13 protein-coding genes and 2 pseudogenes are annotated in these 16,936 nt (G+C 68.9%); 9 read left to right on the top strand and 6 right to left on the bottom strand.

What is annotated here, in order from left to right; all coding sequences use genetic code 11:
* Position 1 precedes the first annotated feature (1 nt).
* The 3 genes from DIE04_RS28270 to DIE04_RS28280 all read right to left on the bottom strand — a co-directional run bounded on the left by DIE04_RS28270 (position 2) and on the right by DIE04_RS28280 (position 4,750).
* Positions 2-1,363, bottom strand: a complete 1,362-nt coding sequence (locus DIE04_RS28270; RefSeq protein ID WP_124489340.1) for a sigma-54 dependent transcriptional regulator — start codon at positions 1,361-1,363, stop codon at positions 2-4.
* Entirely contained in the window at positions 1,353-3,239 is a 1,887-nt protein-coding gene (locus DIE04_RS28275) for an ATP-binding protein (protein WP_124489341.1), read from the bottom strand. The genes DIE04_RS28270 and DIE04_RS28275 overlap by 11 nt, the downstream gene beginning before the upstream one ends.
* Positions 3,240-3,385: 146 nt before the next feature.
* Positions 3,386-4,750 carry a 2-hydroxycarboxylate transporter family protein gene (locus DIE04_RS28280; RefSeq protein ID WP_124523783.1) on the bottom strand — a complete coding sequence of 455 codons (1,365 nt, stop codon included), beginning with the start codon at positions 4,748-4,750 and terminating at the stop codon, positions 3,386-3,388.
* A 434-nt stretch (positions 4,751-5,184) separates the two neighbouring features.
* On the opposite strand from DIE04_RS28280, the gene DIE04_RS28285 reads away from it, so the two are divergent.
* From DIE04_RS28285 to DIE04_RS28315, 7 genes and pseudogenes are all read left to right on the top strand, one after another.
* Positions 5,185-6,015: a MetQ/NlpA family ABC transporter substrate-binding protein gene (locus tag DIE04_RS28285; protein WP_124489343.1), complete on the top strand. Its 831-nt coding sequence runs from the start codon at positions 5,185-5,187 to the stop codon at positions 6,013-6,015.
* A gap of 10 nt (positions 6,016-6,025) precedes the next feature.
* Positions 6,026-7,444: an LLM class flavin-dependent oxidoreductase gene (locus tag DIE04_RS28290; protein ID WP_124489344.1), complete on the top strand. Its 1,419-nt coding sequence runs from the start codon at positions 6,026-6,028 to the stop codon at positions 7,442-7,444.
* Between the two features lie 18 nt (positions 7,445-7,462).
* Entirely contained in the window at positions 7,463-8,671 is a 1,209-nt protein-coding gene (locus DIE04_RS28295) for a methionine ABC transporter ATP-binding protein (protein WP_124489345.1), read from the top strand.
* Complete coding sequence (locus DIE04_RS28300) at positions 8,664-9,320, top strand: methionine ABC transporter permease (RefSeq protein ID WP_124489346.1); 657 nt, start codon at positions 8,664-8,666, stop codon at positions 9,318-9,320. The genes DIE04_RS28295 and DIE04_RS28300 overlap by 8 nt, the downstream gene beginning before the upstream one ends.
* Positions 9,321-9,373: 53 nt before the next feature.
* The gene (locus tag DIE04_RS28305; RefSeq protein WP_124489347.1) at positions 9,374-10,231 is read left to right on the top strand and encodes a hypothetical protein; all 858 of its coding nucleotides are present in this window, start codon (positions 9,374-9,376) and stop codon (positions 10,229-10,231) included.
* Positions 10,228-11,439 carry an acyl-CoA dehydrogenase family protein gene (locus DIE04_RS28310; RefSeq protein ID WP_185500438.1) on the top strand — a complete coding sequence of 404 codons (1,212 nt, stop codon included), beginning with the start codon at positions 10,228-10,230 and terminating at the stop codon, positions 11,437-11,439. The genes DIE04_RS28305 and DIE04_RS28310 overlap by 4 nt, the downstream gene beginning before the upstream one ends.
* Before the next feature lie 33 nt (positions 11,440-11,472).
* A pseudogene (locus tag DIE04_RS28315) lies at positions 11,473-11,772 on the top strand (LysE family translocator); the annotation flags it as partial.
* A 6-nt stretch (positions 11,773-11,778) separates the two neighbouring features.
* Here the strand turns inward: DIE04_RS28315 and DIE04_RS28320 are convergent.
* Both DIE04_RS28320 and DIE04_RS28325 read right to left on the bottom strand, forming a co-directional pair.
* On the bottom strand, positions 11,779-12,627 hold the full coding sequence (locus DIE04_RS28320) for a helix-turn-helix domain-containing protein (RefSeq protein WP_124489348.1): 849 nt from the start codon (positions 12,625-12,627) through the stop codon (positions 11,779-11,781).
* Positions 12,628-12,759: 132 nt separating this feature from the next.
* Positions 12,760-12,973 (bottom strand): annotated as a pseudogene (locus tag DIE04_RS28325) (MFS transporter); the annotation flags it as partial.
* 278 nt (positions 12,974-13,251) lie between these two features.
* On the opposite strand from DIE04_RS28325, the gene DIE04_RS28330 reads away from it, so the two are divergent.
* Positions 13,252-14,829 (top strand): aldehyde dehydrogenase (NADP(+)), encoded by a 1,578-nt coding sequence (locus DIE04_RS28330; protein ID WP_124489349.1) that lies wholly within the window; start codon positions 13,252-13,254, stop codon positions 14,827-14,829.
* Positions 14,830-15,118: 289 nt separating this feature from the next.
* The gene (locus tag DIE04_RS28335) at positions 15,119-15,673 is read left to right on the top strand and encodes a hypothetical protein (RefSeq protein ID WP_124489350.1); all 555 of its coding nucleotides are present in this window, start codon (positions 15,119-15,121) and stop codon (positions 15,671-15,673) included.
* Positions 15,674-15,791: 118 nt separating this feature from the next.
* Here the strand turns inward: DIE04_RS28335 and kdgD are convergent, their stop codons facing one another.
* Positions 15,792-16,706, bottom strand: coding sequence for a 5-dehydro-4-deoxyglucarate dehydratase (gene kdgD, locus DIE04_RS28340; RefSeq protein ID WP_124489351.1), 915 nt, complete (start codon positions 16,704-16,706; stop codon positions 15,792-15,794).
* Positions 16,707-16,936: the final 230 nt, after the last annotated feature.

Genomic DNA, 16,936 nt, shown 5'->3' on the forward strand with positions numbered 1-16,936 from the left:
GTCATTCGCCGCCGTCGGCCGCCGCGTCGCCGCGCGCGGGAATCCGCAGGTTGCGCAGCTTGTGATAAAGCGTCTTCTTCGGCATGCCGAGCGCGACGCTCGCGTCCGCCACGTTGCCGTTGTGACGCCGCAGCATGTCTTCGATCAGCATCCGCTCGAAATACGCCATCTGCTCGGCAAGCGTGCCGCCGGCCGCCGGCGCGCCGCCGGACGACAGCAGGCTGTCGCCGGTCAACCCGAGCACGAAGCGATCGGCCACGTTCTGCAATTCGCGCACGTTGCCGGGCCATGCATGCGTCATCAGTTCGGACACCTGCGCAGCCGTGACGACCGGCGCCGGCTGCCCGAAGCGCCGTGCGGCAGCGAGCACGAAATGCTCGAACAGCAGCGGCACGTCCTCGCGCCGCTCGCGCAGCGGCGGCAGCTCGATCTGCGCGACGTTGAGCCGATACAGCAAGTCCGCGCGGAAGCGCCCGTCGGCCGCGAGTTCGGCGAGATCGGCCTTCGATGCGGCCACCACGCGGCAGTCGACCGGAATCAGCTCGTTCGCGCCGAGCCGCTCGACCACGCGCTCCTGCAGCACGCGCAACATCTTGATCTGCAGCGGAATCGGCATCGTCTCGATCTCGTCGAGGAACAGCGTGCCGCCGTGCGCCCATTCGATCTTGCCGATGCGCTTCTTGATCGCGCCGGTGAATGCGCCGGCCTCATGGCCGAACAGCTCGCTCTCGAACACCTGCTCGGGCAGGCCGCCGCAATTCAGCGCGACGAAATGGGCATCGCGCCGGCCGCCGAAGTCGTGCAGGCTGCGTGCGATCAGTTCCTTGCCGGTGCCCGTCTCGCCGGTGATCAGCACCGACACCGACGTATCGGCGAGCCGCAGGATCTTCTTGCGCACGTCGGCCATCGCGGGCGACTTGCCGAGCACGAACGCCTCGATGCCCTGCCAGTTGTTCAGCGCCGCGCGCAGCCCCTGCACCTCGAGCGTCAGGCGGCGCTTCTCGACCGCGCGCGCGACGCGCCCCGCGATCACGTCCGACGAAAACGGCTTCTCGATGAAGTCGTATGCGCCGACCTGCATCGCGCCGACGGCCGTCGAAATGTCCGCGTGGCCGCTGATCAGCACGACCGGAATCTGCGCATCGAGAGCCATCACGCGGTCGAGCAGCTGCAGCCCATCGATGCCGGGCATCCGCACGTCCGACACGATCACGACGGGGGCGCCCGGCGCGACGTGCGCGAGCGCGTCGGCGGCCGAAGCGAATGCGTCGACCGGGAACCCGGCGAGCGCGACGGCCTGCTCGACGCCGATCCGGACGTTTTCATCGTCCTCGACGACCAGCACGCGAATCTCATCTTCCATGCTCTATCCTCTGTTGCGGCGTCGCCGCCGCGAATTCGATACTGAACTGCGCGCCGCCTTCGTCGCGGTTCGTCGCGGCGATCTTCGCGCCGAACGCCTCGACGATGCGCGACGTGATCGCGAGGCCGAGCCCGAGGCCCTGGCCGCGCGGCTTGGTCGTGACGAACGGCTCGAACAGGTGCGGCAGCACGTCGGGCGCGATGCCCGCGCCGCTGTCGGCCACCGAGAAGCGCACGCGGCCGGCGTCGTCCGGCCCGGCGGCTTCGATCACGATGCGCCGCACCGGCGCGTCGTGCACCGCGTCGAGCGCGTTGCCGAGCAGGTTCACGATCACCTGCTGCAACTGGCTCGATTCCGCGGACACCGTCGTGCCGGGCGCGATGTTCACGTCGAGCTGCACGCCTTCGTCGCGGATCCGCGCATCGTAGATGAGGCGCGCATGCGCGACGGCCTCGTTCAGCGACACCGCGACGCGCTCGACGTCGGGTTTGCGCGCGAAGGTCTTCAGCTCGCCGGTGAGCACGGCCATGCTGTCGACGAGCTTGCCGATCCGTTCGAGATTCGCATACGCCGGCGCCGGCTGGCCGCGCTCGAAGAACGTACGCGCGTTGTCGCACAGCGTGCGGATCGCGACGAGCGGCTGGTTCAGCTCGTGCGTGAGGCCCGCGGCCATCTGCCCGAGCACCGCGAGCTTGCCCGCGTGCACGACTTCCTGTTGTGAATCGCGCAGCCGCTGCTCGGTGCGCTCGCGCTCGACGATCTCGCGCTGCATCCGCTCGTTCGCCGCCGTCAGCGCGGCCGTGCGTTGCGCGACGGTCAGCTCGAGCCGGTCGTTCGCGCGGCGCAGCGCATCTTGCGCGTTCAGCCGCGCGACGATCGCCCGGCGCCGCTGGATCGCGTAGCCGGCCAGCAGCGCGGCGATCAGGAGCGCGCCGGTGACGAACGCGAACGCGGTCTGCTGCTGGCGCCGCGCGCCGGCGATGTCGAGCAGCACCATCAGCGAATCACCGGCCTGCGGCGCGGGCCGCGACATCACGAGATAGCGCGTGCTGCGGCCGGCGTGACGCGGATCGGGGAACGTGCCGAACCATGCGGCGGCGCTGCGGTCGCCGAGGTGGCGGTAGGGCAGCATGTCGACCGTGCGGCCCGCGTATTGCCGCGACGCCTGGATGTCGCGCTGCTGCTGCGCGGTGATCGGGCGCAGCGCGGTGAACTTCCACGCCGGCTCGGTCGAGATCACGATCACGCCGTTGCCGTCGACCACCATCGCGGCGACGCCCGGCGCGCGCCACGCGGATTCGAGCGGGTCGACGCTGATCTTCACGGCCGCCGCGCCGATCGGCACGCCACCGTCGCGCACCGCGCTCGCGAAGTAGACGCCCGGCACGCCGGTGTTGGTGCCGATCCCGAAGAAGCGGCCGCTGCCGTGCGCCAGGGCATCCTTGAAGTACGGCCGGTACGACACGTTGGTGCCGACGAAGCTGATCGTCTCGTTCCAGTTGCTGGCGGCGATCACTTCGCCCCGCAGGTCGATCACGTCGACGGCGCCGCTGCCCGCGTCGCGGTTCACGGCTTCGAGATACGTGTCCACCGTGTGCGCGAGCGCGGGCCGGTCTTGCGGCGCGGCCCGCAGCAGCGCGCGCACGCCGTCTTGCCGGGCGACCAGGCCGGGCAGGATCTCGAAGCGGCCGAGTTCGCTCTTGAGGCTCGACGCATACAGGTCGAGCCGGTGCGCGCCGGTTTCCTCGAGCGCGTCGATCGCGCGTTCCCACGCGAAATCGACCGCCGCGCCCGCCACGCCGACATACAGCACGGCGGCCGACGCCCAGCCCCACCACGGGATTCCCTTGAAGCTCTTCTGCACGTTCGCCCTCATCGATGCCCGCAACCGGCCGTCCGAGACCGGCCGTCCGCAACTCCGGCCGTCCCAAACGCCCCGCCACAACGACGCGCGCCGCGCGCCGGCAAAGCCGGCGGCGGCGCGTGCGAAGCAGCCTGCGCGACAGTGCGCGCAGCGGCGCGTCATCCGAAATGCGCGACCAGGATCAGCGTCACGGTGACGACGATCGCGCCGCCGATGCGCGTGGCGATCTGCGCGAACGGCATCAGCTGCATCCGGTTCGCGGCGGTCAGGATCGCGACGTCGCCGGTGCCGCCTTGCCCGCTGTGGCAGGCGTTCACGATTGCGGTGTCGATAGGGTACATCTTCAGCAGGCGGCCGACCACGAAACCGGTGCCCATCAGCGTCGCGACGGTCGACACGATCGTGACGACGTTGACGATCGTGAAGGCGGCGGTCAGCTTGTCCCACGGCGTCATCGCGACGCCGATCGCGAACAGCAGCGGGTACGTGACGGCGGTCGAGAAGAACTTGTAGACGACGAACGCGCCTTCCTGCAGCGGCGGCGACACCGCGCGCGCGAGCTTCACCAGCACCGCGAGGAACAGCATCGCGACCGGCGCGGGCAGGCCGAACAGCTTGTGCGCCATCAGGCCGACGAGGTACAGCGTGATCGCCGTGATGCCGGCGCCCGCGATGTGCGTGACGTCGACGTGGCCGCGGATCTCCTCGCTTTCCGGCGTCATGTCGCCGCTTTCGCCGACCTGCAGGCGACCGTTGCCGGTCAGGTGCGGCAGGCGCTTGCCGAGCATGTCGAGCGCGCCCGACAGGATGATCGCGGTCAGGCTGCCGAGCATCACCGGCGGCAGCACCATCGCGAACATCTCGCCCTGCGGCAGGTGCATCAGTTCCGAATAGCCGATCGACAGCGGAATCGCACCTTCGCCGACGCCGCCCGCCATGATCGGCACGACGATGTACAGCAGCGTGTGGCGCGCGCCGAGGCCGAGCGCGGTGCCGACCGCCGTGCCGACGATCGCGGCCGCGACCGAACCGGCGGCGAGCGGAATGAAGATCTTCACGAAGCCCTGGATCAGCACGCGCCGGTCCATGCTCAGGATGCTGCCGACGATGATCGACGCGATGAACAGGTACAGGAAGTTGGTCGACTTCGTGAACTCGACGGTGAGGTTCAGCACCGGCTTCGGCAGCACGTGGTAGTAGGTGAGCGCCGACGGCACGAAGGTCGCGAAGATCGCGGCCGCGCCGATGTTGCGCAAGAGCGGCAGGCGCTTGCCGAGTTCCGCGCAGGTGAAGCCGAAGAACGCGAGCACGGCGATCGCCATCGAGATCTCGCCGGGCACCTTGCCCGTCACCGCGAAGCCGACGATCAGCCCGAACAGGATCACGTAGACCGGCAGAGGGATGATGCCGATGCGGATTTCCATCAGCTTCCACCAGCCTTCCGGCCAGAAGCGTGTGCGCGTGGCGGGACCGGCTTCGGCAAGTGCCTCCGGACGGGATTGGGTGGGGATTGAGGTCTGCAAGACGTGTCTCCTGATGTTTGGAATGCCCGCATTGCTACGCGGCATCGTGTGGCGTCTCTTAATGCAACCCCCGTGCCAAGCATTCCGGCCTGCCGGAATATTTTTAGGGCATTGATTTATAAGGATTTTGTTTCGTCTGGGGAAAGGATGGCAACACCCGGCTGGCCGAGATTTCGGAATTCGCCCGGCGGGCAGGCCGAGATTTCGGCCCGATGGCCGGCGGGGCGGCCGCCCGCGCATCGGACGCGCGCCGTGGCGCCATATCGCCGCACGCGATTTTCTTCGCACAATCGCTTCGTAGACCGCCTTCCTGCCGCTCTCTATCATCGGCTGATCTTTTTCCGATGTGACGACGACTGTCCGGAGAACGCCCGCGCGTTCGCCGCGGCGCCGCTCATCCGTCGATACCGTCTTTGGACAGGAGAGTGGTTCCCATGCTGCATGCCGTTTTTTCCGCCCGCTTTTCCTCCGGCCGCGTGGCCCGCCTGCTGGCAGCCGCGCTGCTCGGCGTCCTGATGCTGAACGGCGCCCGTGCCGACACCGCGCCGCTGAAGGTCGGCATCTCGACGAGCCCGCAGATCGACGCGCTGAAGATTGCCGCGAAGGAGGCGAAGGAGCAGGGCCTCGACGTGAAGATCGTCGAGTTCACCGACTGGAACACGCCGAACGCGGCGCTCGCGAACAAGGACATCGACGTCAACTACTTCCAGCACATCCCGTTTCTCGAGAACGCGAAGAAGCAGGGCGGTTACAACTTCGTGTCGATCGCGCCGGGCACGATCATGAAGATCGGCCTCTACTCGAAGAAGGTGAAGCGCTTCGACGAGCTGAAGGACGGCGCGCGTGTCGCGATCGCGAACGACCCGGTGAACGGCGGGCGCGGGCTGCTGCTGCTGCAGCGCGCGGGCCTCATCACGCTGAAGCCGGGCGCCGACTACCGCGCGACGACGCACGACATCGTGTCCAACCCGAAACACCTGAAGATCATCCCGCTCGAAGCGTCGCAGCTCGCGCGCTCGCTCGATGACGTCGACCTCGCGCAGGGCTATCCGAGCTTCATCAAGCTCGCCGGCACGACCGACCCGAACAGCGCGCTGCTGTTCGACGGCACCGAGAACAAGAACTTCGCGATCCAGTGGGTCGTGCGGCCCGAGAGCGTGAACGACGCGCGCATCCGCAAGTTCATCGCGATCTACCAGCATTCGCCGGCGGTGCGCCGTGCGCTCGACAACGCGTTCGGCTCGCTGTACGCGATCGCGTGGTGACGGAGGCGACATGACGACGGCGAACCGCAAGAAGATCCTGCTCAACGCGTTCAACATGAACTGCGTCGGGCACATCAACCACGGGTTGTGGACGCATCCGCGCGACCGCTCCGCGCACTACACCGATCTGGACTACTGGGCCGATCTCGCGAGGACGCTCGAACGCGGCAAGTTCGACGGGATCTTTCTCGCGGACATCGTCGGCGTGTACGACGTGTTCGGCGGCGGCCCGGACGCCGCGCTGCGCGAATCGGTGCAGGTGCCCGTCAACGATCCGCTGCTGCTCGTGCCCGCGATGGCGCAGGTCACGCAACATCTCGGCTTCGGCGTGACCGCGAACCTGACCTACGAGCCGCCTTACCTGTTCGCGCGCCGCATGTCGACGCTCGATCACCTGACGAAGGGGCGCATCGGCTGGAACATCGTGACCGGCTATCTCGACAGCGCCGCGCGCGGGATGGGCCTCGCACAGCAGATCGGCCACGACGACCGCTACGAACGCGCGGACGACTACATGGACGTCGTCTACAAGCTGTGGGAACAGAGCTGGGACGACGACGCGGTGATCCGCGACACGCAGGCGCGCGTGTTCGCGCAGCCTGGCAAGGTGCGGCGCGTGAAGCACGACGGGCCGTTCTATTCGGTCGACGCGATCCACCTGAGCGAGCCGTCGCTGCAGCGCACGCCGGTGCTGTACCAGGCCGGCTCGTCCGCGCGCGGCGTCGAGTTCGCGGGGCGGCATGCGGAGTGCGTGTTCGTGAACGGGCAGAGCAAGGCCGCGGCGCGCGCGGCGGCGCTGGATATTCGCGCAGCCGCCGCGCGGCAGGGGCGCGATCCCGCATCGATCAAGATTTTCGCGGGCGTGAGCGTCGTGACCGCCGAAACCGAGCGGCTCGCGCGCGAGAAGTTCGACGAATACCGGCGCTATGCGAGCCCGGAAGCCGGCCTCGCGCATTTCGCGAGCTCGACCGGCATCGATTTCGCGAAGTACGGCCTCGACGAGCCGATTTCGTACGTGAAGACCGACTCGATCCAGTCGGCCGTCGACGCGATCTCGCGCAAGAGCACGACCGGCACGTGGACCGTGCGCCGGATGCTCGAACAGATGTCGCTCGGCGGCCGCTATGCGCCGATCGTCGGCTCGCCGTCGCAAGTCGCGGACGAACTGCAGTCGTGGATCGACGAAACGGGCATCGACGGTTTCAACCTGACGCGCACCGTGATGCCCGAGTCGTTCGAGGATTTCGTCGACTGGGTCGTGCCCGAGCTGCAGAACCGCGGCATCTACAAGGAAGACTACGATCCCGCGCCGACGCTGCGCGAGAAGCTGTTCGGCGCCGGCGCGCGGCTGCCCGCGTGGCACACGGGCGCGCAGCACCGGCCGGCCGCCGTGCCGGCGCCCGAACCCGGGCATCCCGCGCATGCATGAACGTGACGGAGCGAAGCGATGACGCAATTGTTCGACACGCTGGGTTTCATCGAGGCATCGGCCGTGCGCGCCGGTGCGGGTGCGGACGTGCATGAGGTGCATGACGCGCATGATTCGCGTAACGCAGCGGCCGCGCGGGCCGACGGCGCCGCCGCCGTGTCGTTCGCACACGTCGGCAAGGTGTTCGCGACGCCGCGCGGCCAGGCCGCCGCGCTGCGCGACGTGACGCTCGACGTGCGGCGCGGCGAGGTGTTCGGCATCATCGGCCGCAGCGGTGCCGGCAAGTCGACGCTGCTGCGGCTCGTGAACGGCCTCGAACGTCCGAGTTCGGGCAGCGTGCGCGTGCAGGGCGTCGACGTCGGCACGCTCGACGAGGACGGGCTCGTCGCGCTGCGGCGTCGCACCGGCATGGTGTTCCAGCATTTCAACCTGCTGTCGGCGAAGACGGTGTTCGAGAACGTCGCGCTGCCGCTGAAGATCGCCGGCGTGCCGAAGGCCGAGCGCACGCGCAAGGCCGAGGCGCTGCTCGATCTCGTCGGGCTGGCCGCGAAACGCGACGCGTATCCGGCGAGCCTGTCGGGCGGCCAGAAGCAGCGCGTCGGCATCGCGCGGGCGCTGGTGCACGACCCGGAAGTGCTGCTGTGCGACGAGGCCACGTCGGCGCTCGACCCCGAGACGACGCAATCGATCCTCGCGCTGCTCGCCGACATCAACCGCCGCCTCGGACTGACGATCGTGCTGATCACGCACGAGATGGAAGTGATCCGCGCGGTGTGCGACACGGTCGCGGTGATCGAACAGGGCGAGGTCGTCGAAACGGGCCCGGTGTGGCGCGTGTTCGGCGATCCGCGCCACGGCGCGACGCGTGCCCTGCTCAGCACGCTCGTGCACGACCTGCCGGCCGAACTCGCCGCGCGCGTGCAGCCGTTGCCCGAGCTGGCCGCGCTGCCCGACGGCGCGCAAGTCGTGCTGGACGTCCGTTATACGGGCGAAAGCAGCGGCGAGCCGGACGTCGGCGCGCTCGCGGCGGCGCTCGGCGGCTCGGTGCGCTTCCTGCACGGCGGGATCGAGCGCATTCAGGGGCATGCGCAGGGGCGCCTCGTGATCGCGGCGTCGCCGCGCGCGGACGACGCCGGCCACCCGCCGGCACGCGGCGGCGCGGTCGCCGCGTTGCTCGAGCGCGCGCGCCGCCACGCGAATCATGCGGAGGTGCTCGGCTATGTTTGAACTCTGGTGGCCCGAACTGCTCGACGCGATCCGCGACACGCTGTCGATGGTCGCCGCGTCGGCCGCGATCGCCGCGCTGATCGGCATCCCGCTCGCGGTGATCCTGGTGACGACCGCGCCCGGCGGCATTTACGCGCGGCGTGGCCTGAACGCGGTGCTCGGCGCGCTCGTCAACGTGTTCCGCTCGACACCGTTCATCATCCTGCTCGTCGCGCTCCTGCCGTTCACGCGCGTGCTGATCGGCACGACGATCGGCGTGTGGGCGGCCGTCGTGCCGCTGTCGATCGCGGCGATTCCATTCTTCGCGCGGATTGCGGAAGTGAGCCTGCGCGAAGTCGATTGCGGGCTGATCGAGGCCGCGCTCGCGATGGGCGCGAAACGCCGCCACATCGTGTGGCACGTGCTGTTGCCGGAGGCGTTGCCCGGCATGCTCGGCGGTTTCACGATCACCGTCGTCGCGCTGATCGGCTCGACCGCGATGGCGGGCGCAGTCGGCGCGGGCGGGCTCGGCGATCTCGCGATCCGTTATGGCTATCAGCGTTTCGACACCACCGTCATGGTGACCGTGATCGTGATCCTGATCGCACTCGTTTCGGCCGTGCAAATCACGGGCGACCGCCTGGTCCGACGCGTGACCCGGCGTACCTGAGCGGCGCCACGAGCGCCGGCTCTTTTCATTGAGACCCTGAGAGAACGATACCCATGACCTTGCCCATCGGCGCGCCGCGCGAATGGAACGGACAATTCGAGGAAGCCCTGTTTCTGGACGTCGCACGACGCCATCGCCCCGGCTTCCCTGACAAACTGGCGACGCCGCCGCGCGAGCCGCACGGCGCGGACGAGCTCGCCGCCGTCGCCGACTACTACACGAAGATGGCGTCGCACGACCTGTTCATCGTGCAGGTCGTCGCGAAGGCGATCGACACGCTGTTTCGCGATGACCCGCATTTCCAGCTGATCCTGTCGCGCCAGCTCGGCGACGACGGCGCGCACGCGGTGATCGGGCGCGAGCGCGTGACCGAACTGACGGGCCGCGATCCGCTGCCGGAGGTCGAGCGGCTCGTCGCCGCGCACTGGGAACGCATCGGCGACATCGCGGTACGCGACGTTGCGGGCTTTCTCGCGTTCGAATGGCATTACGAGTTGCACATCCTCGCGAAGCTGTGGATCCAGCGCAAGACCGGCCGCATCGCCGACGGCGCGATGCGCGAGCACGGCGAGAACCGGATCCGTCCGGACGAGGAGTGGCATCGCGTGCAGATCGTCCAGTGGTGGTTCGACACGTTGAACGCGCTGCCGCCCGCCGAGCGCGACGCGCTGGTCGACCGCGTGATCGCGGCCGACGAGGAAACCCAGGCGCGGCTCGACGGTTATCTGCATGACGAATACGCGCAAACCGCGCACGTGTTCGGTGCGGATATCGCCGAATACCGCGCGATCTACGACGACTGGCGGCGCGAGATCCTGTCGCGGCTGACCGGCCGCCGGCTCGGCGCCTTGGTGCCGTTGTCGGGCGGAATCGTTGCGCACGAAACCGTTGCACAGGAAGCCGTCGCATGAACGATCCCCGCGGCCCGGCGACGCTGGCGCCGGAAACCGACGCATGCGCGCTCGACGCCGATGCGCTGGCGCGTGCGATCGACGCGCTGCGTGCGACGGCTGCCGAGCGCGACCGCGCGGGCGGTCACGCGGCCGATGAGAAGCAGCGGCTCGCCGACGCGGGCCTGCTGACGCTCGCGGTGCCGCGCGAATTCGGCGGACAGGAAGCCGAGTGGCCGGCGATCTACGACACGATCCGGCGGATCGCGCGCGTCGACAGCGCGCTCGCGCATCTGGTCGGGTTCCAGATCCTGCAGGTGGTGAGCGTCGACGTGTGGGGCAGCGCGGCGCAGCGCGAACGCTATCTGCGCGGCACGGTCGAGCATCGCTGGTGGTGGGGCAATGCGGTCAATCCGCTCGACACGCGGCTCGCGGCGACCGCCACGCCGGACGGCGGCTACCGGCTCGACGGCGTGAAGGGCTTCTGTTCGGGCACGCGCGGCTCGCAGCGGATGACCGTGTCCGCGCACGATCCGGAAACGGGCCGCGCCGTGTTCGGCGTGGTGCCGACCGATCGTGACGGGATCACGGTCAACGAGGACTGGGATCCGATCGGCCAGCGCCAGACCGACAGCGGCAGCGTGCGCTTCGACGGTGTGACGCTCGCGCCGGACGAGGTGCTGCACCGCTCCGAGACACCGCCGACGCCACGCGCGACGCTGCGCACGCTGGTGTCGCAGCTCGTGCTGACGAATCTGTTCGTCGGGCTCGCGGAAGGCGCGCTGGCCGAGGCGCGCGACTACGTGCTGAAGCACGGCCGGCCGTGGATCAACGCGGGTGTCGCGCAGGCGAGCGACGATCCCTATACGCTGCAGCGCTTCGGCGACATGCGCGTGCAGGCGGTCGCGGCGGCGGCGCTCGCCGACCGCGCGGCCGTCGCGTTGCAGCGCGCATGGTCGCGGCATGACGCGCTGACGGCCGACGAACGGGCCGAGGTGGCACTCGCGGTGTCGGATGCGAAGATCGTCGCGCAGCGCGCGGCGCTCGAGAACGGCGAGGCGCTGTTCGACACGTGCGGCGCACGTGCAACGGCTGCGTCGCTCGGCCTCGACCGCTTCTGGCGCAACGCGCGCACGCATACGCTGCACGATCCGCTCGACTATCGGCTGCGCGACGTCGGCCGGTTCGCGCTGACGGGGGAACTGCCGCTGGCGTCGCTTTATACGTAGCGTCCTGCCTGGATCGGCAGACGCACCGTCTGCTTGATGCGCTTCGCGCAAGGCGCGCTGTCCAACGTGTCGAATCCGAAGGTCGCGCTGTTCTATCTCGCGTGCCTGCCGCAGTTCGTCCCCGCGGGCGCCGCGCATCCGATGCTGTCGCTGTTCGTGCTCGGCACGACGTTTGCCGGCCTGACGTTTCTCGTCAAGGGGCCGGTCGCGCTGTTCGCCGGCCTGCTGTCGACGTCGATCCGGCGCAATCCGCGCATCCTGACCCGCATGCACCGGGCGAGCGGCGCGGTCCTGCTCGGGTTGGGCGTGAAGCTGGCGTTCGAGCGTCGTTGACGATGCTCACTGCGCCGGCAACGCGTCCGCCAGCGCGCGCATCGCGTCCGCCGTCTCCGGATTCGCCGGGAAAAACGCCTCGATCGCGAGTTCCGACAGCGTGACGTCGACCGGCGTGCCGAACACCGTCGTCGTGCTGAAGAACGTCAGTTCGCCGGCTGCCGTGCGTAGCCGCAGCGGCACCGCGATGTCCGCGTAGTCGGCGCGTGCCTGCGTGTCGGCGGGCTGGCCGGCCGGTGCCGGATAGTTCGCGAGTTCGTCGCGCAGCGCATGCAGCGTGCGGTCGCCGCTCGCGTCGATCTGCCGTTGCAGCCGGTGCAGGATATGCGCGCGCCACTCGTGCCAGTTGACGATCCGCGGCGCGAGGCCGTCGGGATGCAGGCTCAGCCGCAACACGTTGACGGGCGGCCGCAGGAGCGCCGGATCGGCCTGCGCGACCAGCGCGCCGAGCATCCGGTTCGCGGCGAGCAGCGTCCAGTGGCGATCCACGGCGAGCGCCGGGTAGGGCTCGTGGCCGCGCAGCACAGCTTCGACCGCCTGGCGCGCCGCATCGAGCTGCGGATCGGAGAACGGCCGCTCGCGAAACAGCGGCGCATAGCCGGCCGCGACGAGCAGCGCATTGCGCTCGCGCAGCGGCACGTCGAGGCGCTCGGCGAGATGCAGCACCATCTCCCGGCTCGGCTGCGCGCGCCCCGATTCGACGAAGCTCAGGTGCCGCGCGGACACCTCGGCCTCCAGCGCGAGCGCCATCTGGCTCAGGCGGCGGCGTTGACGCCAGGTGCGCAGCAGCGAGCCGATGCCGGACGCGCGGCCGGCGGACGGGGGCAGCGATTGGAGGGTGGCGGTCGAGTTCATGACGAAGATGATAGGCAATCCCGCGCGCGCCGGGCATTACCTGCGAGGTAAGCATTCCGGATCGGTGTGCAGCGCCGATGCTGCCCGCTGCCTGCGCCCGATGGGCAACTCGATCGACGAATCGGGGAACCGGCCGCTCGGCAGTTGCGCGAGCACGTACGCCCGGCTGAGCGCCGGGAAGATCCGGCCCGTCGTCACCGGATCATGCCGAACGCCTTGCGGATCGGCATGCCGGTGACCGACGGCGTCGTGCGGTCCGCATCGTTGAGCGTCGTGACGACGGACAGCGGCGCCCGGATCCAGTAGCGCACGGCGGTGCGGCACGCGCGCTGCCGGCGAGTTTGATCGGAAGATCTCTAGAGGTGCGCCGACTGAATGCTTAATATATGTCGTCGTATGACATGAGCCAAAACTTACCTGCAACGAGGGCGTGCGCACACCTCGGGTTTTCCCTTCGGACGGCCGAAGGAGAGGCAAGAATTTCCTGCTTGTGCCGAATGGATAAGGGTTTGTGGCCTGCGGTCGAGTAACTGTGGCGCGACGGGGATATCGCCATGTCGTCAGCAGACATCATATCTGTTGGGCTACAATGAGCGAACCATTCCCGAACCACGGAGCACACCCATGCAACTGACTGGAGAGATGCTGATCGGCGCCGACGCGGTGGCCGGCTCGGCCGGTACCCTGCGCGCGTTCGACCCGACGAAGGGCGCGCCGATCGATGCGCCGGCCTTCGGCGTCGCGACGCAGGCCGATGTCGAGCGCGCGTGCGAACTCGCGCGCGACGCCTTCGACGCGTATCGCACGCAGCCGCTCGCGGCCCGCGCGGCGTTTCTCGAGGCGATCGCCGACGAAATCGTCGCACTCGGCGACGCGCTGGTCGAACGCGCGCACGCCGAAACGGGCCTGCCCGTCGCGCGGCTGCAGGGCGAGCGCGGCCGCACCGTCGGCCAGCTCCGGCTGTTCGCGCGCGTCGTGCGCGACGGGCGCTTCCTCGCCGCGTCGATCGATCCCGCGCAGCCCGCGCGCACGCCGCTGCCGCGCTCGGACCTGCGGTTGCAGAAGGTCGGGCTCGGGCCCGTCGCCGTGTTCGGCGCGAGCAACTTCCCGCTCGCGTTCTCGGTGGCCGGCGGCGATACCGCGTCGGCACTCGCGGCCGGCTGCCCGGTGATCGTGAAGGCCCATGAGGCGCACCTCGGCACGTCCGAGCTGGTCGGCCGCGCGATCCGCGCGGCGGTGGCGAAATGCGGGATGCCGGCCGGCGTGTTCTCGCTGCTGATCGGCCCCGGCCGCGTGATCGGCGCGGCGCTCGTCAGCCATCCGGCGATCCAGGCCGTCGGCTTCACCGGGTCGCGGCAGGGCGGCATGGCGCTCGTGCAGCTCGCGAACGCGCGCCCGCAACCGATTCCCGTCTATGCGGAAATGAGCAGCATCAACCCGGTCGTGCTGTTTCCGGCCGCGCTGGCCGCGCGCGGCGACGCGATCGCGACCGGCTTCGTCGATTCGCTGACGCTCGGCACCGGCCAGTTCTGCACGAACCCGGGTCTCGTGCTGGCGGTCGACGGCCCCGATCTCGATCGCTTCGAGTCCGTCGCCGCACAGGCGCTCGCGAAGAAGCCGGCCGGCGTGATGCTGACGCGCGGCATCGCCGACGCGTATCGCAGCGGCCGCGGCAAGCTGGCCGAACTGCCGGGCGTGCGCGAAATCGGCGCGGGCGAGGCGGCGCAGACCGAATGCCAGGCAGGCGGCGCGCTGTACGAAGTCGCCGCGCAGGCGTTCCTGGCCGAACCGGCGTTCGGCCACGAGGTGTTCGGGCCGGCGTCGCTGATCGTGCGCTGCCGCGATCTCGACGAAGTCGCGCGCGTGCTCGACGCACTCGAGGGCCAGCTGACGGCCACGCTGCAACTGGACACTGACGACAAGCCGCTCGCGCGCCGCCTGCTGCCGATCTTCGAACGCAAGGCCGGGCGCCTGCTCGTCAACGGCTACCCGACCGGCGTCGAGGTGTGCGATGCGATGGTGCACGGCGGGCCGTTCCCGGCGACGTCGAACCCGGCCGTCACGTCGGTCGGCGCGACCGCGATCGACCGTTTCCTGCGGCCCGTGTGCTACCAGGACTTCCCGGACGACCTGCTGCCCGAAGGGCTGCAGGAAAGCAATCCGCTCGACATTCCGCGGCTGCGGGACGGGAAGGCGGAGTGACGGCACAGGACGACTGAAGGCCGCGTCCCGGGAGGGGCGCGTTCCGGCAAGGTTGAAACAAGGCGGCGCACGGTGCCCACGGGTACCCCGCCGCCTTTTTGATGGAGGGCCGGTTTTGCTCGATTAGAGAGCGGGGGGCATCGAATGATGCTTCTCATGATGCGCCGCCTTGACGAGATGGATGGCGGCTTCCACGCCGCCGGAATTTCTCCTACATTAGCGAGGCCTCGGACCCGCCGGTCCGCAGGCGAGCCTGAGAGACCGACAAAAACCAACAAGGAGCCCTCCGATGAATATCAGCAAGCGTGGCGACCACCTGTTCGCGGCCGGATTGTGGAAAGCGATCGGCGACGTCGCGAAATCGGTGCGCACCCAGATCGGCGAGACCAGCGAAGGGCGCGTGCTGGCCAATGCGCTGTTCGAATTGCAGCGCGACCTGGGCGGCAGTGAATTCGACGTGACGATCAATCAGGGGCGGCCCGTCACCGGCGCCGATCCGCATTCGCTCAGGTTCGGCCAGGCCGTCAAGCGGTTCCGGCTGGACATGGAGGCGCTGGTGTTTGCGCTGAAGCATCGCCGCAGCATCGATGAACGCGATCCGGGCCTGCGCACCGAGGCGCTGATGCAGGCCAACAGCCAGCTCGCGACCGCGAAACAGTATGCGACGCTCACGCTCGGCCGGTTTTTCGATGTGGTCGTGGATCCCGACGTGCTGGATCAGATTCTCGCCGACGATCCGAACACGCGCTTCCGGCGGTCGGCGGCCGGCACCGATATCGCCGCGACCCGTCTCAGGCTCGGCAGCCTGCGCTACCGGATCGTCGGAACCATCGCACAGATGTAATGAAAACGGCCGGCCCGCGAAGCACGGGGCGGCCGTCGAAAGGGAGGCGCCGGGCGGAACCGCCGGTCCCGCGCGGGCCGGCACGCACCGGATCGCGTGCCGTTGGTCAGCCTGCCGCTTACTGCGCCCCCATCTTCTTGATCAGCACGTCGAGTTCGGCCATTTCGGCGTCGGTGAGGTCGACGAGCGGCGCGCGCACCGGGCCGGCGTCGTGGCCGACGAGCTTCGCGCCCGCCTTCACGATGCTGACCGCGTAGCCCGCGCGACGGTTGCGGATCTTCAGGTACGGCAGGAAGAACTCGTCGAGCAGGCGGCCGACCGTTGCGTGGTCGTCCTTCGCGATCGCTTCGTAGAATTCCATCGCCGTCTTCGGGATGAAGTTGAACACGGCCGACGAGTACACCGGCACGCCGAGCGCCTTGTACGCGGCCGCGTAGACTTCGGCCGTCGGCAGGCCGCCGAGGTACGCGAAGCGGTCGCCGAGGCGGCGGCGGATCGTGACCATGCTCTCGATTTCGCCGACGCCGTCCTTGAAGCCGATCAGGTTCGGGCAACGATCGGCGAGGCGCTCGAGCATGTCGGCATTCAGCTTCGAATTCGCGCGGTTGTACACCACGACGCCGATCTTCAGCGCGCGGCACACCTGCTCGACGTGCTCGGCGATGCCTTCCTGGCTGGCTTCGGTCAGGTAGTGCGGCATCAGCAGCACGCCGCTCGCGCCGAGGCGCTCGGCTTCCTGCGCGTATTCGATCGCGACGCGCGTCGCGCCGCCGGCGCCGGCCAGGATCGGTACCTTGCCCTTGCAGGTTTCCGTCGCGACACGGATCACGTCCGAATACTCGCGCTGCGTGAGCGAGAAGAATTCACCGGTGCCGCCGGCCGCGAACAGCGCGGTCGCGCCATACGGCGCCAGCCATTCCAGACGCTCGGCATAGGTGGCCGGGCGGAAGCTGCCGTCCGCGTCGAAATCCGTCAGCGGAAACGACAGCAGGCCGTGGGAGATGATCTGTTTGAGTTCTTGCGGTGAAGTCATGGTTGGGTCGTCCGTCCAGCGCGAGTGCTGATGGGTTCGTCGGGTACGGCATCCGGGCCATATTGGCGATGTCGTTGTATGTCATCGTACAACGCGGAAAAGCGCGGCGCAAGCGGTTTGCCGGCCGGCGAGAGATAGGGTCTTTCCGGATAAGGGTTTACGCAGCATCGCGGCTTGGTGTCGAATGTCATATGATGACTAACGATTTGACCGGTAGCCTCCCAGGAATT

It is taken from the genome of Burkholderia sp. Bp8994, from assembly GCF_003853805.1.
Lineage (GTDB): Bacteria > Pseudomonadota > Gammaproteobacteria > Burkholderiales > Burkholderiaceae > Burkholderia.

Coding starts and splice junctions, on each gene's coding strand:
- DIE04_RS28270 (WP_124489340.1), bottom strand. CDS start 1,363: ATGGAAGATGAGATTCGCGTGCTGGTCGTCGAGGACGATGAAAACGTC.
- DIE04_RS28275 (WP_124489341.1), bottom strand. CDS start 3,239: ATGAGGGCGAACGTGCAGAAGAGCTTCAAGGGAATCCCGTGGTGGGGC.
- DIE04_RS28285 (WP_124489343.1), top strand. CDS start 5,185: ATGCTGCATGCCGTTTTTTCCGCCCGCTTTTCCTCCGGCCGCGTGGCC.
- DIE04_RS28290 (WP_124489344.1), top strand. CDS start 6,026: ATGACGACGGCGAACCGCAAGAAGATCCTGCTCAACGCGTTCAACATG.
- DIE04_RS28295 (WP_124489345.1), top strand. CDS start 7,463: ATGACGCAATTGTTCGACACGCTGGGTTTCATCGAGGCATCGGCCGTG.
- DIE04_RS28300 (WP_124489346.1), top strand. CDS start 8,664: ATGTTTGAACTCTGGTGGCCCGAACTGCTCGACGCGATCCGCGACACG.
- DIE04_RS28305 (WP_124489347.1), top strand. CDS start 9,374: ATGACCTTGCCCATCGGCGCGCCGCGCGAATGGAACGGACAATTCGAG.
- DIE04_RS28310 (WP_185500438.1), top strand. CDS start 10,228: ATGAACGATCCCCGCGGCCCGGCGACGCTGGCGCCGGAAACCGACGCA.
- DIE04_RS28320 (WP_124489348.1), bottom strand. CDS start 12,627: ATGAACTCGACCGCCACCCTCCAATCGCTGCCCCCGTCCGCCGGCCGC.
- DIE04_RS28330 (WP_124489349.1), top strand. CDS start 13,252: ATGCAACTGACTGGAGAGATGCTGATCGGCGCCGACGCGGTGGCCGGC.
- DIE04_RS28335 (WP_124489350.1), top strand. CDS start 15,119: ATGAATATCAGCAAGCGTGGCGACCACCTGTTCGCGGCCGGATTGTGG.
- kdgD (WP_124489351.1), bottom strand. CDS start 16,706: ATGACTTCACCGCAAGAACTCAAACAGATCATCTCCCACGGCCTGCTG.